This is a genomic window from Pseudomonas sp. R19M, from assembly GCF_050312585.1.
Taxonomy (GTDB): Bacteria; Pseudomonadota; Gammaproteobacteria; order Pseudomonadales; family Pseudomonadaceae; genus Aquipseudomonas; species Aquipseudomonas palleroniana.
The window spans coordinates 216,764-238,773 of record NZ_JBNPJV010000092.1 but is presented as its reverse complement, the minus strand read 5'-3'; the positions used below and the strand labels follow the sequence as shown (position 1 = coordinate 238,773).

Annotated in this window: 20 protein-coding genes and 1 pseudogene; 14 read left to right on the top strand and 7 right to left on the bottom strand. The window is 61.1% G+C overall.

What is annotated here, in order from left to right:
* Positions 1–46: 46 nt before the first annotated feature.
* Entirely contained in the window at positions 47–772 is a 726-nt protein-coding gene (locus ACQRBT_RS22455; RefSeq protein ID WP_416146698.1) for a methyl-accepting chemotaxis protein, read from the bottom strand.
* 132 nt (positions 773–904) lie between these two features.
* Positions 905–1,660, bottom strand: a pseudogene (locus tag ACQRBT_RS22450) (MCP four helix bundle domain-containing protein); the annotation flags it as partial.
* A 136-nt stretch (positions 1,661–1,796) separates the two neighbouring features.
* Between ACQRBT_RS22450 and ACQRBT_RS22445 the strand changes: the two are divergent.
* Positions 1,797–2,999 (top strand): multidrug effflux MFS transporter, encoded by a 1,203-nt coding sequence (locus tag ACQRBT_RS22445; protein ID WP_205343866.1) that lies wholly within the window; start codon positions 1,797–1,799, stop codon positions 2,997–2,999.
* Positions 3,000–3,109: 110 nt separating this feature from the next.
* Positions 3,110–3,373, top strand: coding sequence for a DUF2790 domain-containing protein (locus ACQRBT_RS22440; RefSeq protein ID WP_205343867.1), 264 nt, complete (start codon positions 3,110–3,112; stop codon positions 3,371–3,373).
* 24 nt (positions 3,374–3,397) lie between these two features.
* On the opposite strand, the gene ACQRBT_RS22435 is transcribed toward ACQRBT_RS22440, so the two are convergent.
* Both ACQRBT_RS22435 and ACQRBT_RS22430 read right to left on the bottom strand, forming a co-directional pair.
* Positions 3,398–4,312 (bottom strand): site-specific integrase, encoded by a 915-nt coding sequence (locus tag ACQRBT_RS22435; RefSeq protein WP_060753021.1) that lies wholly within the window; start codon positions 4,310–4,312, stop codon positions 3,398–3,400.
* Between the two features lie 108 nt (positions 4,313–4,420).
* The gene (locus tag ACQRBT_RS22430; protein ID WP_412046064.1) at positions 4,421–5,242 is read right to left on the bottom strand and encodes a M949_RS01915 family surface polysaccharide biosynthesis protein; all 822 of its coding nucleotides are present in this window, start codon (positions 5,240–5,242) and stop codon (positions 4,421–4,423) included.
* A 440-nt stretch (positions 5,243–5,682) separates the two neighbouring features.
* Between ACQRBT_RS22430 and arnC the strand changes: the two genes are divergently transcribed.
* The 12 genes from arnC (at position 5,683) to ACQRBT_RS22370 (ending at position 18,778) form a co-directional block, all read left to right on the top strand.
* Positions 5,683–6,717, top strand: coding sequence for an undecaprenyl-phosphate 4-deoxy-4-formamido-L-arabinose transferase (gene arnC, locus ACQRBT_RS22425; RefSeq protein ID WP_161548040.1), 1,035 nt, complete (start codon positions 5,683–5,685; stop codon positions 6,715–6,717).
* Positions 6,714–8,717, top strand: coding sequence for a bifunctional UDP-4-amino-4-deoxy-L-arabinose formyltransferase/UDP-glucuronic acid oxidase ArnA (arnA, locus tag ACQRBT_RS22420; protein WP_412046065.1), 2,004 nt, complete (start codon positions 6,714–6,716; stop codon positions 8,715–8,717). Before arnC ends, arnA begins: the two co-directional genes overlap by 4 nt.
* Positions 8,717–9,601, top strand: coding sequence for a 4-deoxy-4-formamido-L-arabinose-phosphoundecaprenol deformylase (gene arnD, locus ACQRBT_RS22415; RefSeq protein WP_104993826.1), 885 nt, complete (start codon positions 8,717–8,719; stop codon positions 9,599–9,601). Before arnA ends, arnD begins: the two co-directional genes overlap by 1 nt.
* Positions 9,598–11,253 (top strand): lipid IV(A) 4-amino-4-deoxy-L-arabinosyltransferase, encoded by a 1,656-nt coding sequence (arnT, locus tag ACQRBT_RS22410; RefSeq protein WP_412046066.1) that lies wholly within the window; start codon positions 9,598–9,600, stop codon positions 11,251–11,253. The genes arnD and arnT overlap by 4 nt, the downstream gene beginning before the upstream one ends.
* The gene (gene arnE / locus ACQRBT_RS22405; protein WP_090371035.1) at positions 11,250–11,597 is read left to right on the top strand and encodes a 4-amino-4-deoxy-L-arabinose-phosphoundecaprenol flippase subunit ArnE; all 348 of its coding nucleotides are present in this window, start codon (positions 11,250–11,252) and stop codon (positions 11,595–11,597) included. Before arnT ends, arnE begins: the two co-directional genes overlap by 4 nt.
* Positions 11,594–12,007: a 4-amino-4-deoxy-L-arabinose-phosphoundecaprenol flippase subunit ArnF gene (arnF, locus tag ACQRBT_RS22400; RefSeq protein ID WP_104993828.1), complete on the top strand. Its 414-nt coding sequence runs from the start codon at positions 11,594–11,596 to the stop codon at positions 12,005–12,007. Before arnE ends, arnF begins: the two co-directional genes overlap by 4 nt.
* Positions 12,004–13,383, top strand: coding sequence for a UDP-glucose dehydrogenase family protein (locus ACQRBT_RS22395; protein ID WP_060753013.1), 1,380 nt, complete (start codon positions 12,004–12,006; stop codon positions 13,381–13,383). The genes arnF and ACQRBT_RS22395 overlap by 4 nt, the downstream gene beginning before the upstream one ends.
* A 3-nt stretch (positions 13,384–13,386) precedes the next feature.
* Positions 13,387–15,009, top strand: coding sequence for an ArnT family glycosyltransferase (locus ACQRBT_RS22390; RefSeq protein WP_412046067.1), 1,623 nt, complete (start codon positions 13,387–13,389; stop codon positions 15,007–15,009).
* Positions 15,010–15,324: 315 nt separating this feature from the next.
* A complete protein-coding gene (locus tag ACQRBT_RS22385) occupies positions 15,325–15,513 on the top strand; it encodes a hypothetical protein (protein WP_412046152.1) in 189 nt (62 codons plus the stop codon).
* A gap of 164 nt (positions 15,514–15,677) precedes the next feature.
* Positions 15,678–16,388, top strand: a complete 711-nt coding sequence (locus tag ACQRBT_RS22380) for an HPP family protein (RefSeq protein WP_060753011.1) — start codon at positions 15,678–15,680, stop codon at positions 16,386–16,388.
* Positions 16,389–16,519: 131 nt separating this feature from the next.
* Positions 16,520–17,623, top strand: coding sequence for an enoyl-CoA hydratase/isomerase family protein (locus tag ACQRBT_RS22375; RefSeq protein WP_412046068.1), 1,104 nt, complete (start codon positions 16,520–16,522; stop codon positions 17,621–17,623).
* Between the two features lie 3 nt (positions 17,624–17,626).
* Positions 17,627–18,778 carry an acyl-CoA dehydrogenase family protein gene (locus ACQRBT_RS22370; protein ID WP_412046069.1) on the top strand — a complete coding sequence of 384 codons (1,152 nt, stop codon included), beginning with the start codon at positions 17,627–17,629 and terminating at the stop codon, positions 18,776–18,778.
* A gap of 115 nt (positions 18,779–18,893) precedes the next feature.
* On the opposite strand, the gene ACQRBT_RS22365 is transcribed toward ACQRBT_RS22370, so the two are convergent.
* Genes ACQRBT_RS22365 through ACQRBT_RS22355 form a run of 3 tightly spaced genes read right to left on the bottom strand, consistent with a single transcriptional unit; the run spans position 18,894 to position 22,000 of the window.
* The gene (locus ACQRBT_RS22365; RefSeq protein WP_060753008.1) at positions 18,894–19,667 is read right to left on the bottom strand and encodes an enoyl-CoA hydratase; all 774 of its coding nucleotides are present in this window, start codon (positions 19,665–19,667) and stop codon (positions 18,894–18,896) included.
* 11 nt (positions 19,668–19,678) lie between these two features.
* Entirely contained in the window at positions 19,679–20,806 is a 1,128-nt protein-coding gene (locus tag ACQRBT_RS22360; protein ID WP_060753007.1) for an acyl-CoA dehydrogenase, read from the bottom strand.
* 9 nt (positions 20,807–20,815) lie between these two features.
* Positions 20,816–22,000: an acetyl-CoA C-acyltransferase gene (locus ACQRBT_RS22355; protein WP_412046070.1), complete on the bottom strand. Its 1,185-nt coding sequence runs from the start codon at positions 21,998–22,000 to the stop codon at positions 20,816–20,818.
* Between the last annotated feature and the right edge of the window lie 10 nt (positions 22,001–22,010).

Sequence of the window (22,010 nt, the reverse complement as noted above, 5' to 3'; positions counted from 1 at the left end):
CATAACCGGCAAGCAAACGCCCGGCGATGCCAGGCGTTTTCCTTGTTTATAGCTGAAACCGGTCCACCGACTGCGACAGCTTGCCCGCCAGGCTCGACAACTCGTCTGTCGTCGAAGCGGTTTCACCGATGACTCGGCTATTGTTTTGCGACATGCCGGCGATCATTTCCACCTGATGAGCAATTTCATTGCTGGCCAGGCTCTGTTCACTGATGGTGCGGGAAATATCCGTCACCAATTCAGTGGTGTTCAGCGTCGCCTGCAGGATCTCTCGGATCGCCCGCTCCACATCGGCGGTCACGGCCATGCCTTTATCCACCTGGGCAACCCCCTCCTCCATGCTCATCACCGCTTCGCGGGTGCTTTGCTGGATTCGCCCGACCATGCTGGCGATTTCCTGGGTGGACGCGCTGGTGCGCCCGGCGAGGCTGCGCACTTCATCGGCGACCACCGCAAAACCACGCCCTTGCTCTCCCGCACGGGCGGCTTCAATGGCGGCGTTCAGGGCCAGCAGGTTGGTCTGGTCGGCAATGCCCTTGATCACTTGGATGATGCTGTAGATCGCTTCGGACTCTTTATCCAGCGTACGGATCACTTGCGCCGACTGCTGCGCAGAGCGCGCAATACCGTCCATGTCAGTCACCACCTGGTGAATCACCTGGCCACCGTCCTTGGCCAGGCTTTGCGCCTGATTGGCCATGCTCAAGGCACGCTCGGAGTGCCGGGTGATTTCCTCGATGCTGGCGGTCATTTCACTCGCAGCGGCCGCCATGGTGCTGGCGGCGGAGCTTTGTTGCTGGCTGCTGTCGGCCACTTCATGGCAACCCTGGCTCAGTTGCTCGCTCATGCCGTTGACGCCGTGGGCGTTGCTGCGCACCACTTCGATCATGCCGCGCAAGTCGCGCTGCATGATCGCCAGACTCCGGATCAATGAGCTGGCTTCGTCCTTGCGCTGGGGCTCGACGATCGGTTCGCTCAGGTTGCCTTGAGCAATGCTTGCGGCAATGCGGCTGGCAGCGCGCAAGGGCGCCATGATACTCAACGCGACCCAGCGGCCCTGGGCCAATAACAGCAACAGGCTGGCGATCAGCACGACCGCCAGGGTGAGGTTGGCGTTATGGATGGTCTGCTGCGTGCCGACGCTGGTTTGCTGGGTGTTGGTTTCGATCTGCTCGCTCAGCGTCGCCATCTGATCTTCAAGCTGGCTGAAGATGCTATTGAAGGTCGCCAGTTCCCCGCGTGCGGCCTCGGGGTTGTCCAAGGCCAGCGCCACTATGCGCTCTCCTGCGCTGATATAGGTGTCCAGGGTGGGTTTGATTTTTTCCAGTTTAACCCTGAGCGCATCGTCCAACGGCAACTTGAGGTTGTCGCTCAACACTTGCCGAAAGTGTTCGGCATGCTCTTTGATCGATGCATTGACTTCGGCCGCGGTGCTGGTGCTTTTCCCCAGGCCCACCAGCATGGCCGACAACACGTCGGCGCGCAGGGCGTCGTGCATCATGTCGGCTTCCATGTGGTTACGCAGCACCGTCATGCTCATCTCGTTGTCCTGCACGGCCGCGGCCATCCGGGTATTCCCCAGGTAACTGGCCAGGCTCATGATCAACGCAGTGAGCAGTCCGGTCGCAATCAATAGCACCAAGCGCAATTTGATCGTCATGCAGATATCCCCATACCCAACGGCTTTAACATCGCTAACCACGTTATCGGCAGCCTTTGTCGTCAGTGAAGACCAAGTTTGCGGATCTGCACGAATCCCTTAAGCTGACCGGCCTTTGCTTCGCCTGGAATTGCACATGTCCCGTAGTATTGCCCGCCTCGCCGTGTTGCTGGGGTTGATCACGGCCATAGGCCCGTTCGCTATCGACAGCTACCTGCCGGCGCTGCCGACACTGGGTGCCAGCCTGCATGCCTCGCCGGCGGCGGTGCAGATGAGCCTGACCGTATTCTTCGTCATCATCGGCGTGTGCCAGTTGTTCTACGGGCCGATCAGCGATGTATTCGGGCGCAAGCCGCCGATTTATGCAGGGCTGGCGATTTTTGCCGTGGCCAGTGTCGGCTGTGCGCTGGCCCCCACTATCGAAGTGCTGATTGGCTTTCGTGCGCTGCAAGCCTTCGGCGCGTGCGCCGGGATGGTGATTCCCCGGGCGATTGTGCGTGACCTGTATACCGGCCATGAAGCCGCGCGCTTGATGGCGTTGTTGATGCTGGTCATGAGTGTTTCGCCGATCCTGGCGCCACTGGCCGGCAGCCTGGTGATCTCGATCTGGAGTTGGCGCGAGGTATTTGCCGTGCTGGCCGTCGTGTCGGTGTTGTGCCTGGTGATGACGCGGCTGCAACTGCCCGAAACCCATCCGGCCGAACGCCGCCTGGGCAAGACGCTGGGCAATGCCATCGGCAGCTACGGGGCGTTATTGCGCGATCCGGTGTTCATCGGGTTGTCGTTGGTCAGTGGCTTTGGTCTGGCCACCTTCTTCGTGTTCATCGGTAGTGCACCGTTCGTGTACATCGAGTATTTCGGCCTGACACCCACCCAATTCAGCCTGTGCTTTGCGCTGAATGCCGCGTCGTTCTTTACCATGAGCCAACTCACTGCGCGCCTGAGTGCGCGTTATGGGCTGGCGCGGCTGATTCGCGGGTCAGTGATCGCCGTCGCCAGTGTGTTGGGTTTGCTCGCGGTAACCACGGCATGGAGCAGTCATCTGGCCGTGATGATGAGTCTGCTGTTTATCGGCTTCGGTTTCCTCGGCCTGTTGTTGCCGGCGGCCGGCGTCCTGTCCCTTGAGGATCATGGCGCGGTAGCGGGCTCCGCGTCAGCCCTGCTGGGCGCCATCCAGATGATCACCGGGGCGGTGTGCATGGCCCTGGTCGGTGTGTTTGCCGATCACACGCCTGCGCCGATGTTGGTGGGCATCGCACTGTGCGCGCTGGCTGCGCTGCTCGTCACCCTGTGGACCTTGCGCCGTCTGCCGCCGCACCTGGTGACTGCGCGGTCCTGACATCGTTTTCACTGATAACCGCTATTGGCCGGAATCCGTTCAGCCCCTGCGGCCGAGCTTTATAGAATGGCAACCTCGTCAAACCACTCCCGCTGGGGTTGGAGGTCGCCATGCGTTACTTGCTGATTGCCGTGCTGAGCCTGTTCAGCACCCTCGCCGCCGCCCAGGGTGACCCCGGCCCGGGCGTCAATACGCCGGTCAACCAGGCCGACGATTACGCGCAAGACCTGGATATCGCCAAGGCCGTGCGCAGCACCCGCGCAGCGGCTACGCCCTGCGGGCCGGTCAAGGGGCATGTGATCTACGTCGATAGCCAGGGTGTGCGCCATGAACTGGACTACATTCGTGTCGGTGACGCCTGCCCCCACAGCTGAGCTCTGCTACAGATCTGAGCTCATCTACAGATCGAAACGATCCACCGCGCGCCGCCGCTCATTGTCGTCGCGCACGTCATAACTGGCCGTGGTCTGGATATTGGTGTGGTGCGCCAGTTTCTGGGCGATCGACAGGTCATGTTCCTCAATCACACGGGTGATGAATGAACGCCTGAAATCATGGGGCATGATCTTCACGCCCACCTGCTCGCCGCGCTGGCGGGCGATGTAATAGATCGCATGCTTGGTAATACGCTCCCGGGTGATATGGCTGCCCCGGCGGATGCGGTTGAATAAAAATGTATCGTCCTCTTCCCCCTCTTTGAGTTGCTCGCGACGAAACGCCAGCCACGCCTGCAACTTGGCGAAGGCCCACTGCGGCGCGTACTTGAGGAGTTCTTTATGACCCTTGCCGGTCACGCGCAAACTGCGTTCCTCGAAGTTGACCTGCGCCAGATCCAGGTTGACCGATTCCGACTTGCGCATGCCTGAGCCATACAGAATGCCGATGACGGCGGCGTCGCGCAGGCCCTGAGGGCGTGGGTCGGCGGCGCAGACTTCCATGAGTTCGCGGATCAACGTGCGGCGCAGGTTGCGCCCCTGCCCCAGGCGCGTGCCGGAGGCGGCCTTGACCGAACGCATCTTGAGCAGATGATCCTGGCTGATCAGGCTCATGCGCCAGGCTTCGTTCATCACGCCACGCACGGCGTTCACATACAGCGACGAGGTGTTCGGCGCATAGCCGTCCTCGCGCAAGGCTGCAATCAGGGCGATCACGTGTTCCGGTTGCAACAGGTGCCAGTCGATCTCTTCGAGGTTGATGTCTTCGAAACCGAGGCGGTCGGCGGCATCCTGCAGCACGTAACGCATGGTCAATTGGCTGGAGGGCGCCAGGCGGGTGAGGTAGAGGGTCAGCGGGTTGCGGATAGTCTCAGTCAAAACAATTCAGCCTTTGGATTAAATACACCTATCAACTCGTTGATTAATAGGTGTATTTAGTGAATTGGCGAAGGCCGAGTCTAACGCAGGACCGGCCCTGGCACAAAATCACGGCGATTGATCGTCCTCCACCGGGTCTTGGGCCTGGGACTGTGACTGGCTCCAATCGGCATCCTGCGCCTGCATCAGGGCAAACCAATGCTGGCGCATGAACGCCAGGTAGCTGTCCGGCGCCTTGGCGAAGTCCTTCTCATCGCCATAACAGCCCGGCAGCGGCAGTTCGGTGCCCTGCTCCTGGTACTGACTCACCAGCGCCTGTTGCGCGGCGACGCTGCAATCCTTGGGCAACGGCATGCCACGCAACGCACCGGCTTCCTCGTCCCACCAGCTTGCGCCCACACGATCAACGCCGCGCAGGCGGTATTTCTGCGCTTTCCCCACATGCATGATCAGCTTGAATTCACGCGGGCTGACGTCGCTGGTGCAGGTGCGCGAGTAGCCGACCGTGGCCTGGGTGATGCCATCTCCCGCCAGGTCGGTGACTTTGGTGGCGGCCCGGTCAAAACGTAGCGCGGCATCGAACTCGCAATGCTGTACATCGTCGTAGAGCATCCAGACGCGTTTGGCATGGTTGCCATCCAGCAAATACTGGGCAGCGTAGACAAAGGCCGACTGGGTGCCATCGTCGTCCCGCTCGCTGACCTGCTCGGCGAGTACCAGCAGGTTCTTGCCCTGGCGGTCGTCCCAGGTATAGGCCGCGACCTGTTTGCCACGCACCTCGACGCCTTCCGGCACCTGGTCGATCGTGGTCAGCGTTACACCGTCGTCGGCATACACGGTTGTAGCACCGGCCACGCTGAGCAATAACCCCATCAACGACCCTATCAAGGCTGGCCGCAACTGGCCGCGAAAAAGCTGCACGCTGTTCATCCGAGTATCCAGGCAAGAGATGGCTTACTTTACCGGCACTTGAGGGCTAATGCAGAGAAGATTGTTGAATGTGGGGTTAAAATCGCCAGGTGACTGCGTAGGAAATCTATCCCTTGGCGCGTCAGCTACTTAGCTGAACCCTGGCTGTCTATTTGTGAAAAAAACGAGTTTTTCATATGCCTTTCATATTCGTTGCACATTTTTCCGCTTAACCTTGGGCGTATGACTTCAGAACGAACCGCGTTTTTCCCAACTAAGCTGTTGATCTTTCCTATATTTCGTCTTTACTCTGCTGGCCCATGGAAGAAACTCGCGACCGTCCCCAGGAATGTCAAATGAACGCCGCAACCCCACGCTACGTTTAATCTGCACGCTGTCCATCAGCCCGGATTACTGCTGTTTTCACGCTTCAATTGCTCTAGCCCCGAGGTCTTGAATCTTTGAAACCCTACCCTATTGATCTCGTGTCGATCGTTATCCCGGTCTACAACGAAGAAGACAGCTTGCCTGAATTGCTGCGTCGTACGACGGCAGCTTGCAAGCAACTGGCCTACAAATACGAAATCATCCTGGTGGATGACGGTAGCCGTGACAGTTCGGCCCAGTTGCTGGAAGACGCCGCCGCCGAAGACGGCAGCAACGTAGTGGCGGTGATCCTCAACCGCAACTACGGCCAGCATGCCGCGATCATGGCCGGTTTTGAGCAGTGCCGTGGCGACGTGGTGATTACCCTCGACGCCGACCTGCAGAACCCGCCGGAAGAAATCCCGCGCTTGGTGGAGCAGGCCGCCCTCGGCTACGACGTGGTTGCGACCGTGCGCAACAACCGCCAGGACTCGGCCTTCCGCCGCTGGCCTTCGCGCCTGATCAACCTGGCCGTGCAGCGCTCCACCGGCGTGGCCATGACCGACTACGGCTGCATGCTACGCGCCTATCGCCGCACCATCGTCGACGCGATGCTGGCCTGCCGCGAACGCAGCACCTTCATCCCGATCCTGGCCAACGGCTTTGCCCGCCACACCACGGAAATTCTGGTGCACCATGCCGAGCGCGAGCACGGCGAGTCGAAATACAGCGCCATGCGCTTGATCAGCCTGATGTTCGACCTGCTGACCTGCATGACCACCACCCCGCTGCGCCTGCTGTCCATCGTCGGCTTCAGCCTGGCGGCACTGGGCATGCTGTTTGCCTTTGCGTTGATCTTCCTGCGCCTGGTCTTCGGTGCCGAATGGGCCGGTTCAGGCATGTTCGTGCTGTTTGCCGTGCTGTTCGTGTTCACCGGCGGTCAATTCATCGGCATGGGCCTCTTGGGTGAGTACTTGGGTCGCATGTACAGTGACGTGCGTGCCCGTCCACGCTTCTTTATCGAAAAGGTGTTGCGCAACCAGCCCGCAGCACCGGCTCCGGTCGTCGTGGTCGACGGCCTGGCAACTTCTCACACTTCCACTTCTCCTTCCGATCAGGTTTCGTCATGAATTCAAAAGCTGTTGTCTTTGCTTATCACGATATTGGCTGTGCAGGCATTGAAGCCCTGCTGGCCGCCGGCTACGACATTGCTGCCGTGTTCACCCATGCCGATGATCCCAAGGAAAACAACTTCTACGGTTCCGTCGCCCAGCTCTGCGCACGCAATGGCATCCCGGTACACGCGCCGGAAGACGCCAACCACCCGCTGTGGATCGAGCGCATCGCCAAGCTGAACCCGGATTTCATCTTTTCCTTCTACTACCGCAACCTGCTGAGCGAAGCCCTGCTGGCCACCGCCAAAAAAGGTGCGTTCAACCTGCACGGCTCCCTGCTGCCTAAATATCGTGGCCGCGCCCCGGCTAACTGGGTGCTGGTAAACGGCGAAACCGAAACCGGCGTGACCCTGCACCGCATGGTCAAGCGCGCCGATGCCGGCGCCATCCTGGCCCAGCAGAAAGTCATCATCGACCGCACTGATACCGGCCTGACCCTGCACGCCAAACTGCGTGAAGCGGCCACCAACCTGCTGCGCGATGCCCTGCCGCAACTGGCCCAGGGCAAGTTGGCTGAAACCGCCCAGGACGAAAGCCAGGCCACCTACTTCGGCCGCCGCACCGCCGCCGATGGCAAGCTGGACTGGAAAAAACCGGCTGAAGAGCTGTTCAACCTGGTTCGCGCCGTCACTCAACCTTACCCGGGGGCTTTCTGCGCCGTTGGCGAGCACAAACTGATCGTTTGGCAGGCCGAAGTGCTCAAGGGCAACGAAGGCATGGCGCCGGGCCGCGTGATCAGCGTCAACCCGCTGCGCATCGCCTGCGGCGAAGACTCCCTGGTGGTCAAGTTCGGTCAGCGTAACGCCGACGGCTTGTTCCTGGCCGGCCCGGCACTGGCGGATGCGCTGGGTCTGGTGGATGGTTCGGTACTGCGCGGCGCCGAGTCCGGCCGCAAGCCACGTCGTACCCGTGTCCTGATCCTGGGTGTGAACGGTTTCATCGGCAACCACCTGTCCGAGCGCCTGCTGCGTGACGACCGTTACGAAATCTACGGCCTGGACATCGGCTCCGACGCCATCGAGCGCCTGCGCAGCCACCCGAACTTCCACTACGTGGAAGGCGATATCAGCATCCACACCGAGTGGATCGAGTACCACATCAAGAAGTGCGACGTGGTCCTGCCGCTGGTGGCCATCGCCACGCCGATCGAATACACCCGCAACCCGCTGCGCGTATTCGAACTGGACTTCGAAGAGAACCTGAAACTGGTTCGCTACTGCGTCAAGTACAACAAGCGCGTGATCTTCCCGTCGACCTCCGAAGTCTATGGCATGTGCCAGGACCAGTACTTCGACGAAGACACCTCCAACCTGGTGGTGGGCCCTGTCAACAAGCAGCGCTGGATCTACTCGGTCTCCAAGCAACTGCTGGACCGCGTGATCTGGGCCTACGGCGACAAAGGCCTGAAGTTCACCCTGTTCCGTCCGTTCAACTGGATGGGCCCGCGCCTGGACCGTCTGGATTCGGCCCGTATCGGCAGCTCCCGTGCCATCACCCAGCTGATCCTGAACCTGGTGGAAGGTACTCCAATCCGCCTGTTCGACGGTGGCGAGCAGAAGCGTTGCTTCACTGACATCGCCGACGGTATCGAAGCCCTGGCACGCATCATTGATAACGAAAACGGTGTGTGCGACGGCCAGATCGTCAACATCGGCAACCCGGAAAACGAAGCCAGCATCCGTCAACTGGGCGAAGAGCTGCTGCGTCAGTTCGAAGCTCACCCGCTGCGCAGCAACTTCCCTCCGTTCGCCGGTTTCCGCGACGTGGAGAGCAAGGCGTTCTACGGCACTGGTTACCAGGACGTGGCGCACCGCAAGCCAAGCATCGAAAACGCCAAGCGCCTGCTGAACTGGGAGCCGACCGTAGAGATGAGCGAAACCATCGGTAACACCCTGGACTTCTTCTTGAAAGAAGCCATGCTCGAAATCGCTCACTCTAGTGAAGTGCAGAAGTAATGCAGGCAGGTCTTCGCATCGACGTCGACACCTACCGTGGCACCCGTGAAGGTGTGCCGCGGTTGCTCGAGTCCCTGGATGAAGCCGGGATAAAAGCGACGTTCTTCTTCAGCGTTGGGCCGGACAACATGGGGCGCCACTTGTGGCGCCTCATCCGTCCGCAATTCCTGTGGAAGATGCTGCGTTCCAATGCGGCCGGGCTGTACGGCTGGGATATCTTGCTCGCCGGCACCGCCTGGCCGGGCAAGCCGATCGGGCGTGACCTGGGGCACTTGATGCGCCAGGCCAAGGCCGCCGGCCATGAAGTCGGTCTGCACGCGTGGGATCACCACGGCTGGCAGGCCAACACCGGGCGTTGGAGCGATGCACAGCTGGTCGAACAGATCCGCCGTGGCGTCGATACCCTGAGCGACATCCTGGGCGAGCGCGTCGATTGTTCAGCGGCCGCCGGCTGGCGTGCCGATGAACGCGTGGTGCAGGCCAAACAAGCTTTCAATTTCCGCTACAACAGTGATTGCCGGGGCACCAGCCTGTTTCGACCGACGTTGGCCGATGGCAGCGCGGGCACCCCACAAATTCCGGTAGACCTGCCGACCTTCGACGAAGTCGTCGGGCCGGTCGTGGCTGCCAAAGACTTCAACAACTTCATTCTCGACAGGTTTTCCTCGTCGAAACTGAACGTCTACACGATCCACGCAGAAGTAGAAGGGATTCTGATGGCTGATGATTTCCGCCAGTTGCTCGCCCAAGCCGGGCAGCGCGGCATCGACTTCAAACCCCTGGGCGACCTGTTGCCTGCGGATGTGACCACCCTGCCCCAGCAACAACTGGTGCGTGGTGCGTTGAGCGGCCGAGAAGGCTGGCTCGGAGTGCAGCAGGCATGATCCGGCGCTGGGCATTGCCCCTGCTCCTGTTGGCGTTTGGCGTGTTTTACCTGTTACCGCTGGCCACTCACGGCCTGTGGATTCCCGATGAAACCCGCTATGCGCAGATCAGCCAGGAAATGTTGCTGACCGGCAAATGGGCCTCTCCGCATTTCATGGGCATTCGCTACTTCGAAAAACCCGCCGCCGGCTACTGGATGATCGCGCTGGGCCAGGCGATTTTCGGGCAGAACCTGTTCGGCGTGCGCTTTGCCTCGGCCTTGAGCACCGGGCTGAGCATCCTGCTGGTGTACCTGGTCTCTCGCCGGCTGTGGAACGACCCGCAAAAGAGCCTGATCAGCAGCGTGCTGTACATGAGCTTCGTCAGCGTGGCGCTGCTCGGCGGCTATGCCAACCTGGACCCGCAGTTCACCTTCTGGGTCAACCTGACAGGCGTTGCCCTCTGGTTCTGCTTCGACAGCACCACCCGCCGTGGCCGTTTGTGGTCCTGGGCCCTGCTCGGTTTTGCCTGCGGCATGGGTTTCATGACCAAGGGTTTCCTGGCATGGCTGCTGCCGGTGCTGATCGCCCTGCCCTACGCCATCTGGCAAAAACGCCTGGGTGAGCTGGTGGGTTACGGCATCGTCGCCGTGGTCGTGGCGATCGCCGTCAGCGTGCCGTGGGCCCTGGCCGTGCACCTGCAAGAGCCGGACTACTGGAACTTCTTTTTCTGGCACGAACACATCCAGCGGTTTGCCGGTGAAGATGCGCAGCATGCCGAACCCTTCTGGTACTACCTGCCGTTGATGGTGGCGTTCTCGCTGCCGTGGGTCGCGCTACTGCCCTCTACCGTCAAACACGCCTGGGTGGATAAGCGCCTGCCGAAAACCGCGTTCCTGTTGCTGTGGCTGTTGATGCCCCTGGCATTCTTCAGCCTGGCCAAGGGCAAGCTGCCGTCCTACATCATGCCGTGCCTGTTGCCGCTGGCCCTGCTGATGGGCTCGACCCTGAGCGACAAGCTCAGCCAGGGCAAGGCCCGTGCATTGCGCATCAACGGTGGGTTGAACCTGGTGATCGGCGTCCTCGCCTTGCTGGCGATCAGTTGGTTCCAGTTGAAGAAGCCGATCTACGAACCCGGGCAGGAAACCCTCAGCCTGGTGCTGGTGTTTACCTTCCTGTTCGGTTGGATCGTCACCAGCCTGCTGCAAGCTGCACGGCCGTTGACGCTGTGGGCGGCGCCCGTCGTCGGCAGTTGGCTGCTGGTGGCCCTGGTCCCGGCCGCGTTGCCGCATTCAGTGGTGTATAACAAGACGCCGGACCAGTTCATCATCGATCACTTGCAGGAACTGCAACCAACCACCGCGTTGCTGAGCAATGACCTGGGCGCCGCGTCGGCCTTGTCCTGGCGTGTGGCACGCCCGGAAATCACCCTTTACAACACCGTGGGTGAAGTGAAGTACGGCCTTGCCTACCCGGACACGGCCTACCGCAAGATCGACCCCACCCAAGTCCAGCAATGGATGAGCGATGCGCGCAAGCAAGGCGCCGTGGGGGTGGTGATGCGGGTCAAGGGTGAAGACGAAGTCGCTGAAGTCGAGTTGCTGCCCAAAGACGGCAAGCGCTACGAGCAAGGCAACATCGTGATCATGATCTTCCCTCAGGTCACGCAATGATCACGTTGCTGCTGTTGCTGAGCGCCTGTCTGCTCACCTGCATGGGCCAAGTCTCGCAAAAGTTTGCCGTCGAAAGCTGGCGCGACCAGCCGCAGGGCTGGGCACCGAAACTGCGTTCAGCATGGTTGTGGTCGGCGCTGTTTTGCCTGGGCTTGGGGCTGCTGGTGTGGCTGCTGGTGCTGCAACGCCTGGAGGTGGGTATTGCCTACCCCATGCTCAGCCTGAACTTCGTACTGGTTACGCTGATGGCGCACTTTGTCTTTCACGAACATATCGATGGCCGTCACTGGCTGGGTGTCGCCTTGGTCATCGCCGGCGTGGTGTTGCTGGGGCGTCAGGTATGAGCCAGGCGCGCGGTTTTGCCCTGGCCCTGGGCAGTGTCGGCCTGGTCAGCGCCGCCCAGTTGGGCATGCGCTGGAGCATGACACGCCTGCCGCTGCCCGCCGAATGGCTGACGGCCTTCAACCAGAATGCTATCGATCTTGGCGCCTTGGGCGTGGTGATCCTGGCGATCATTGCCTATGCGCTGTCGATGCTCTGTTGGCTGGGGGCACTCAAAGACCTGCCCCTGGGCCGCGCCTATTCGTTGCTCAGCATCAGCTATGCGCTGGTGTACCTGTTGGCCGCCAGCCTGCCGGTGTTCAACGAACATTTTTCGCTTTCAAAAACCCTGGGGGTGGCGCTGGTCATCCTCGGTGTACTGGTTATTAACTCTCGTCGTGCTAGCAGTATTAGTCCCAGGAATGCCCCATGAAAATCAGTGTATTTGGTAGTGGTTACGTCGGTCTGGTGCAAGCCACCGTGTTGGCCGAAGTCGGTCACGATGTCATCTGCATGGACGTTGACAAGAGCAAGGTCGAATCACTCCAGAAAGGTCACGTGACGATCTTTGAACCGGGCCTGGCGGCCATGGTCAAGGAAAACCTGGAAAGCGGACGCCTGCACTTTACCTATGATGAAAAGCTCGCCGTTGAACACGGTGAAGTGCTGTTTATCGCGGTAGGCACGCCTTCGGACGAAGACGGCTCCGCCGACCTGAAATACGTACTGTCGGTCGGTGATGCGGTGTCCCGCCACCGGGTGGAACCGGTGATCCTGGTGGAAAAGTCCACCGTTCCCGTCGGCACCGGTGACACGCTGCGCGCCCATATCGAGAAAAACCTGCAGGCTGCTGGTCGCCGCCTGGAGTTCGATATCGTCTCCAACCCGGAATTCCTCAAGGAAGGTACGGCCGTTGCCGACTGCCGCCGCCCGGACCGCATCATCATCGGCTGCGAGCGCGAAGAAGTGCGTGAAGTGATGCGCGACCTCTACGCGCCGTTCAACCGCAACCACGACCGCATCATCTTCATGGACCTGCGCAGCGCCGAACTGACCAAGTACGCCGCCAACTGCATGTTGGCCACCAAAATCAGCTTCATCAACCAGATCGCCGAACTGGCCGAACACCTGGGTGCCGACATCGAAGCGGTGCGCCTGGGCATTGGTGCCGACTCGCGCATTGGTTACCACTTCATCTACCCGGGCTGCGGCTACGGCGGCTCGTGCTTCCCCAAAGATATGCGCGCCCTGATCCACAGCGCCAAGGAAGCCAACTGCTCCAGCGACCTGCTCGAAGCCGTGGAAGCCATCAACCAGCGCCAGAAGAGCAAGCTGTTCGAACGCATCAACGCTTTCTTCAAGGGCGAGCTGAAAGGCAAGACCTTCGCGTTGTGGGGCCTGGCGTTCAAGCCCAACACCGACGACATGCGCGACGCGCCAAGCCGCGTGCTGATGGAAGCACTGTGGGCCGCCGGCGCCAATGTCCGTGCGTTCGACCCGGAAGCCATGCAGGAAACCCAGCGTATTTATGGCGACGAGCCACGCCTGGCCCTGCTGGGCACTCCGGAATCGGCCTTGAGCGGCGCCGACGCGCTGATCGTCTGCACCGAGTGGCAGCAATTCAAGGCGCCGGATTTCGAACTGATCCAGCAGCGCCTGAAAAACCCGGTGATTTTCGACGGTCGCAACCTGTACGACGGTGAGCGCTTGGCGCGCAAAGGCTTCAAATACTTCCCGATGGGCCGGGGTGACTCCTGCGAATTGCCGATCCCCCAGCAAAACTGGACGCCACAGGCCAAGGAAGGCTGATACGTGAACAAAGCTCAGCCGCCCCTGCAGAATGCAACGATCCGTTATCAGTCGCTGGGGCTTGGGCTCCTGGCCCTGGTGCTGTTCATCGTCGGCAATTGGCACCAGGCGATCATCGGGTTTGACTCGCGCTTTGTGCTGTTTGCCCAGGAGATGCTGCGCCACGGGCCGAGCTTTTTCCCCACGACGTACGGCCAGCCCTATGCCGACTACCTGGCGACCTCGACCCTGCTGACCTGGCTGTTGTCCGTGCCGCTGGGCCAGGTCAACAGCTTCACCGCGTGGTTGCCGACGGCAGTCGCCTCGGCCGTTATCGTCATCCTGGTGTTTCGCCTGACAGCGCCCTACTCCCCGCGCTGGGGTGTGCTGAGCATCGCGATGTTGCTGCTCAGCAGTACGTTTATCAGCGAAACCCGTGCGGTTTCCCTGGACCAGATGCTCGCCGCGGTCGCACTGGCGGTGTTCTACCTGGGCTATGCGCATGATCATTTCGGCGCGGCGAAACGCCTGCATTGGCTGTTTATGCTGCTGATTCTCGGCTTTGCCATCCGCGGGCCGATCGGCCTGGTGATCCCGACCGGCGTGCTGTGCAGCTATTACCTGATCAACCGCCAATGGCGGCAACTGTTCAGCTTTGGCTTGTTGGCACTGGCGCTGCTGGGCGCCTGTGTCGGGCTGCTGTTGCTGCTGGCCAAGCTCAGTGGCGGCGAAGTGTTCATGCAAGATGTCATTCGCATGCAGTTCCTCGGCCGTATGGATGGCACCGAAGGCTCCAGCGGTGTGCTGTATTACTTCACCAGTTCCATGGGCAACTACGCCTTGGCCTACCCGGTGGCGCTCCTGGTGTTGGTGGCCATCGCGGCCGGTGGCCGTCGCGCTCCGGACCCGGCGCTGAAACTGGTGCTGTACTGCGCGGCGGCAGGTTTGCTGGTGATGCTGGGGCTGTCGGTGCCTCAGGCCAAAAAAGCGCGCTACATCCTGCCAATGTTGCCGATGGCCGCCATTATCGCTGCGTACCCGTTCCAAGTGACTCAAGGGCGACTTTTCGCCTGGTTACGCGGTTTGATGCTGGGCATCTGGACGCTTTTGCCGACACTGTTGATCATTGGCCTGGTGGCTGCGCGCAAGCGTTACCCGGCGGAGCTGGAGAGCCTGGGTGCGATGTTTGCGCTGCTAGGCGTGCTCCAGGTGTTGGCGCTGCTAGCGTTGGCCAAGGCTCGTCTGCGAGCGTTCGGCCCGGCGCTGGCGGCGGTGTTGGCTATTTGGGCGACCTACATTGTGGTGGTCGAACCCTTGGAACGCTCGCTGTACGACACGCGGACCTTCAGCGTGGCGGTCAAGACCCGGATCTTGCAGCAACCCGCCCCGGTGGTACTGCATGGCCTGGGCAAAGACGCCAAAGCCATCAAGTTCATGGTCAACTTCGATTGCGACAAGGTGCCGTTGTTTACCCAGTCGCCTGCCGAACTGAACCTGATCCAGGCCCCAGCCTGGCTGGTGATGAGCCAGGCAGACTTCGAAAGTTTGACGGAGCCACGCCTGCGTTCCATCACGCCGACCCTCACCGGGTCGTTCGACAAGAACCCCTACGTGCTGCTGCACCTGGAGAAAACGTCGTCGCCTTAATGACGTTTCCATAGGCCCCGTAAGAAACAACGCCCACTCCATAACGAGCGGGCGTTTTTCATCATGCCCACCAAGAAAACACCTACGGTGCTTTGCGTAACGACTGCGGCACCGTCCCTTCCGGCGGCTGGATCCCCTATGTAGACTCGCTTGCCAAGTGCGTTAACTATCTACCACCCCCCGCCGTTCATGCATGTGGGTTGGAGCACCCTGCATAACAACAAGGACGCTGTAGGCCACCCAACAGACGGTTGGCTACTTCATTGAGAGGACAATGCCGTGCGAGAGAATCTACTGCCTATACCGGTGCCGAGGCTGGACCGATTGATGGAGCTGCGCGACGCGTTGGTGGCGTTGAAAGGACCGCTGGCCAATGACCTGGCGCTACGGGAGGGCCTGCAAAAGCGCTTGTTCAACGAAGAGACCTACTGCCGCGTGCTGGGTCACGCGAGTACCTCTGCGGCGCACAAAGTGGGTTTGATTCGATACGATGAGGGACTCTAACTGCATTTTTTCTGCATTCAACCCTCATTAATATGCATTGGCGCCATTGCATCAAGCTGGGCAGACTGCACAGGTTCCTCCCCCAGATGTTGGAACGTTACAAAGGCTTTTCCGGTAAACCCGGCAGGCCTTTTTTTTCGCCCGCTGTTTACGGACCTTTTTAAATGCTCGCTCGTTGGTTACCTGCTGCAATCAATACCCGTCCCGCTGAATGGAGCCGTGCCGCCATCGGCATGGCCTTGGGCACCATGCTCAGTGTCTGGGTGTGCGCCCAGGTATTCGGCATGGAAGTCGCCCTGCATCTGCTAGGCCCGCTGGGGGCCTCCGCCGTGCTGTTGTTTGCGGTGTCTTCAGGTGCGCTGGCCCAGCCATGGTCAATTATCGGCAGTTACTTGTGCGCCGCAGTCGTTGCGCTGCTGGTGGCCCGCGTATTGGGGCGTACGTTGGGCAGCGCCTGCCTTGCCGCAGGCATGACCGTTATCCTGATCTGCTGGCTGCGCTGCCTGCACCCGCCCGCCGGTGGCCTGGCAATGACCCTGGTTCTGGCCGACCCGGCCTCCATCGCCCTGGGCTGGCAGGCGTTGGCGCCGGTCATGCTCGGCGCGGGCGCACTGTTGACTGCGGCATTGGTCTACAACAACGCCACCCGTACGCGTTATCCCAAGGGGCTGGTCGAGTCCCCCATAGCGCCGGTGAGCAGCCCTGCCCGCGTTGTCGATCCGATGATCACTGCGGCTGACTTGAAACTGGCCTTGGCCGAAATGGAGCAGTTTTACGATGTGGAACCGAGCGAGCTTGAACAACTGATCCACGCGGCGCAGAGCCATGCACGCCGGCGCAGTATCGGTGAAGTCCTTGCCCATCGCGCGGTGTGAACGCCCCTGCATAAATGCAAAAACGACCTGCACGATTCCGGGTTGTACTGGGCAAATTTGCACTGGTACGATCGCGAGACAGTTCGCCCGCGAATGTCGTGATAAAGAACAATAAAAGCAGGGAGTTAGAGATGACTGCTCAGGTTTCATCCCAAGCATGCAGCGCCGAGGACCTCCAGGATGAGGTATTGGCCGAAGTTCGCAACCATATCGGTCACCTTACGCTCAATCGCCCCGCAGGCTTGAACGCGATTACCCTCAACATGGTACGGCGCCTGACGGCGCAGTTGCAGGCCTGGGCCGATGACCCGCAGGTGTTTGCCGTCGTACTGCGTGGGGCCGGTGAGAAAGCCTTCTGCGCCGGGGGCGATATCCGCTCGCTGTATGACAGCTTCAAGAATGGCGACACCCTGCACCAAGACTTCTTCGTCGAGGAATACGCCCTCGACCTGGCTGTCCACCATTACCGCAAACCCGTGCTCGCGCTGATGGATGGCTTTGTTCTGGGCGGCGGCATGGGCCTGGTGCAAGGCGCGGATCTGCGCGTGGTCACCGAGCGCAGCCGTCTGGCGATGCCCGAAGTGGCCATCGGTTACTTCCCGGACGTGGGCGGTAGCTATTTCCTGTCGCGTATCCCCGGTGAACTGGGGATTTACCTCGGCGTCACCGGGGTCCAGATTCGGGCGGCCGACGCCCTGTATTGTGGCTTGGCCAACTGGCACCTCGACAGCGCCCATCTGGCCGAACTCGACCATAAGCTCGATCACCTGCAATGGCATGACTCCCCGCTCAAAGACCTGCAAGGCGTACTCGCCAGGCTCGCAGTGCAACAATTGCCCGATCCGCCCTTGGCGACCTTGCGCCCCGCCATTGACCATTTCTTCGCGTTGCCGGACGTGCCCAGCATGGTCGAGCAACTGCAGGCCGTGACCGTCGCCAATAGCCGCGAGTGGGCACTGACCACGGCCAACCTGATGCAGACCCGTTCGCCCCTGGCCATGGCCGTCACCCTGCAGATGCTGCGCCGTGGCCGTCACCTGCCGCTGGAACAGTGCTTTGCGCTGGAGCTGCACCTGGACCGGCAGTGGTTCGAGCGAGGTGACCTGATCGAGGGCGTGCGCGCCCTGATCATCGATAAAGACAAGACGCCTCGCTGGAACCCGCCAACGCTCGACGACCTGGACAGCCGCCAGGTCGAGAGCTTCTTCAGCCACTTTACGCAGGTTGCGAGATAAGCCATGCAAGATCTTGAATACACAGAAGAACAAGTAATGATCCGAGACATGGCGCGTGACTTTGCCCGGGGCGAAATCGCCCCTCACGCCCAGGCATGGGAGAAAGCCGGCTGGATCGACGACGCGCTCGTGACGAAAATGGGCGAGCTGGGGTTGCTGGGCATGGTGGTCCCGGAAGAATGGGGCGGCACCTATGTGGACTACGTCGCCTATGCCTTGGCGGTGGAGGAAATCTCCGCCGGCGATGGCGCCACGGGCGCACTGATGAGTATCCATAATTCAGTGGGTTGCGGGCCAATCCTCAACTTCGGTACACCAGCGCAAAAAGAAACCTGGCTGCCGGCCCTGGCCAGCGGCCAGGCGATTGGCTGCTTCTGCCTGACCGAACCCCAGGCCGGTTCCGAAGCCCATAACCTGCGCACCCGTGCCGAACTGCGGGACGGCCAATGGGTGATCAGTGGCGCCAAGCAGTTCGTCAGCAACGGCAAGCGCGCCCAGTTGGCCATTGTGTTTGCCGTCACCGACCCGGAGCTGGGCAAGAAAGGTATTTCTGCATTCCTGGTGCCCACCGACACCGCCGGCTTTGTAGTCGACCGCACCGAACACAAGATGGGCATTCGCGCCTCGGACACCTGCGCCGTGACGCTCAACCAGTGCAGCGTGCCCGAGGCCAACCTGCTGGGTGAGCGCGGCAAGGGCCTGGCCATTGCCCTGTCCAACCTCGAAGGCGGGCGCATCGGCATTGCCGCTCAAGCCCTGGGTATCGCCCGTGCTGCGTTTGAGGCAGCGCTGGCCTACGCCCGCGATCGGGTGCAATTCAACCAGGCGATCATCGAGCACCAGAGCGTGGCCAACCTGTTGGCGGATATGCAGACCCAACTCAATGCCACGCGCTTGCTGATCCTGCACGCTGCGCGTCTGCGCAGTGCCGGCAAGCCGTGCCTGTCGGAAGCTTCACAAGCCAAACTGTTCGCCTCGGAAATGGCCGAAAAGGTCTGCTCCTCGGCCATGCAGATACATGGCGGGTATGGCTACCTGGAGGATTACCCGGTGGAACGTTACTACCGGGATGCGCGGATCACGCAGATTTATGAAGGCACCAGTGAGATTCAGCGCATGGTCATTGCGCGTGAACTCAAGCACTATCCGTTCTGAATGACAACCGGGTAACGAAATGTGGGAGGGGGCTTGCTCCCGATTGCAATGTCTCAGTCGAAATATCTGTGACTGATGCACTGCAATCGGGAGCAAGCCCCCTCCCACACGTTAGTTACTGGTCTTTGAACTCTGGAGTGCGTTTGCCGACGAACGCGGCCATGCCTTCCTTCTGATCCTGCGTCGCGAACGCCGCATGGAACACCCGGCGCTCGAAGCGCACGCCTTCGGACAGGCTCACTTCAAACGCACGGTTCACACTTTCCTTGACCATCATGCTGATCGGCACGGATTTGCCGGCAATCAGCGTGGCGACTTTCAGTGCTTCATCCAGCAGTTCATCGGCCGGTACGATACGCGCCACGATCCCGCAACGCTCCGCTTCCACCGCATCGATAAAGCGCCCGGTCAGGCACATTTCCATGGCCTTGGCCTTACCCACGGCCCGCGTCAGGCGCTGGGTGCCGCCCATGCCGGGCAGTACGCCGAGGTTGATTTCCGGCTGGCCGAACTTGGCGCCGTCACCGGCGAGGATAAAGTCGCACATCAACGCCAGCTCACAGCCTCCGCCGAGGGCGAAGCCGTTGACCGCAGCGATGATCGGCTTACGGCGGTTGGCCACGCGGTCGCTGTCGCTGAACAGATCGTCCAGGTAGATCTGCGGGTAGGTCAGTTCGGCCATTTCCTTGATGTCGGCGCCGGCGGCAAAGGCTTTTTTCGAGCCGGTCAACACGATGCAACCGATCTGCGGGTCGGCTTCCAGGCGGTCCAGCGCGTGGTTCAGTTCGCTGACCAGTTGCGCATTCAAGGCATTCAGGGCTTGTGGGCGATTGAGGGTAATCAGCCCGACGCGGCCCTGGATTTCGAGCAAGACGGTTTCGTAAGTCATGTATCGGCTCCTTAAAGATTGCGTGAGATGACCATGCGTTGAATATCGCTGGTGCCTTCGTAAATCTGGCAGACCCGCACATCGCGGTAGATCCGCTCCAGGGGGAAGTCGTTCAGGTAACCGTAACCGCCCAAGGTTTGCAAGGCGGCCGAGCAGACTTTTTCGGCCATTTCCGAGGCGAACAGCTTGGCCATGGACGCTTCCACCAGCGCCGGCTTGCCGCTGTCGCGCAGGGCGGCGGCGTAATGCACCATCTGCCGGGCCACGGCGATTTGCGTGGCCATATCGGCCAGGCGGAACGCCACGGCCTGATGCTCGATCAGCGCTTTGCCAAAGCTTTCACGTTCACGCGCATAGTCGCGGGCCGCCTCAAACGCGGCGCGGGCCATGCCCACCGATTGCGAGGCGATACCCACGCGGCCACCTTCGAGGTTGGCCAGGGCGATCTTGTAGCCCTCGCCCTCCTCACCCAGGCGATTGCCCACCGGCACCTTCACGTCTTCGAACAGGATCTGGCAGGTGTCGGAGGCATGCTGGCCGAGTTTGTCTTCGACCCGCGCCACCGTGTAGCCCGGTGAGTCGGTCGGCACGATGAACGCGCTGATCCCGCGCTTGCCGGCGGCCGGGTCGGTGACCGCAAACACGATCACGATGCCGGCGTTCTGCCCGGAGGTGATGAACTGCTTGCAACCGTTCAGCACATAGTGATCGCCTTCAAGGCGGGCACGGGTTTTCAGGCTGCTGGCGTCGGAGCCGGCCTGGGGCTCGGTCAATGCGAAGGCACCCAGCATCGCACCACTGGCCAGGGGCTTGAGGAACTGCTCTTTCTGCTGGTCATTGCCGAACTTGAGGATCGGCACGCACCCCACCGAGTTGTGCACGCTCATGATGGTCGAGCAGGCACCGTCACCGGCGGCGATTTCTTCCAAGGCCATGGCATAGGCCAGGTAGCCGGTGTCGCAACCGCCCCACTGCTCCGGCACCAGCATGCCGAAAAAGCCCAGCTCGGCCATTTCGCCGATGGCCTCCTTGGGAAAGCGGTGGTCGCGGTCCCACTCGGCGGCAAACGGCTTCAAGCGCTCCTGGGCAAATTGCCGGGCCGCGTCACTGATTTGCACGTGTTCTTCATTGGGCAGCATATAGCGTCCTTAATCCAGGCATTCGACGGCCATGGCCGTGGCTTCACCACCGCCGATGCAGATGGCGGCAACACCGCGCTTGAGCCCGTTCTGGCGCAAGGCCGAGAGCAGGGTCACCAGGATCCGCGCACCGGAGGCACCGATCGGATGGCCCAGGGCGCAGGCGCCGCCGTGGATGTTGACCTTGCTGTGGGGGATTTCCAGTTTGGCCATGGTGACCAGGCTGACCACCGCAAAAGCTTCGTTGATCTCGAACAGGTCGACATCATTCAGGCTCCAACCGGTCTTGCTCATCAGCTTGCGGATTGCCCCCACCGGCGCGACCGGGAACAGACCCGGCTCATCGGCGAACGCCGCATGCCCGTGAATCACCGCCAGTGGCTTGAGACCACGCTTGCGCGCTTCGGATTGGCGCATCATCAGCAAGGCTGCCGCGCCGTCGGAAATCGAGCTGGAGTTGGCCGCCGTCACCGTGCCGCCGTCGCGAAACGCCGGTTTCAAGCTGGTGATCTTGTCCAGCTTGGCTTTGGGCGGTTGTTCATCGTGCAGGACGGTTTTCTGTTCTTTGCCTACGGTGACCTGCACCGGCACGATCTCGGCGCTGAAACTGCCCCGGGTGATCGCTTCCTGGGCACGCGTTAGCGAGGCGATGGCGAAGGCGTCCTGGGCTTCTCGGGTAAAGCCGTTATGCTCGGCGCAATCCTCGGCAAAGGTGCCCATCAGGCGGCCTTTGTCATACGCGTCTTCGAGGCCGTCGAGGAACATGTGGTCGAGTACCTTGCCATGCCCCATGCGGTAGCCACTGCGCGCACGGTCCAGCAGATACGGCGCGTTGGACATGCTTTCCATGCCCCCGGCGATCACCACATCGACGCTGCCGGCCACCAGCGCATCGTGGGCGAGAATGGCGGCCTCCATCCCCGAACCGCACATTTTGTTGAGAGTCGTGCAGCGAGTGGCCTTGTCCAACCCCGCGCCCAGCGCGGCCTGGCGTGCAGGTGCCTGGCCGAGGCCGGCCGGCAGCACGCAGCCGAACAGCACTTCATCCACTGCATCGCCGGCAATACCGGCACGTTCGACGGCGGCACGAATGGCGGCGCTGCCCAGTTGGGGCGCGGTCAGGCCCTTGAGGTCGCCCTGGAAACCGCCCATGGGCGTGCGTACGGCGCTGACGATGACAATCGGATCAGTCATGGGAATACTC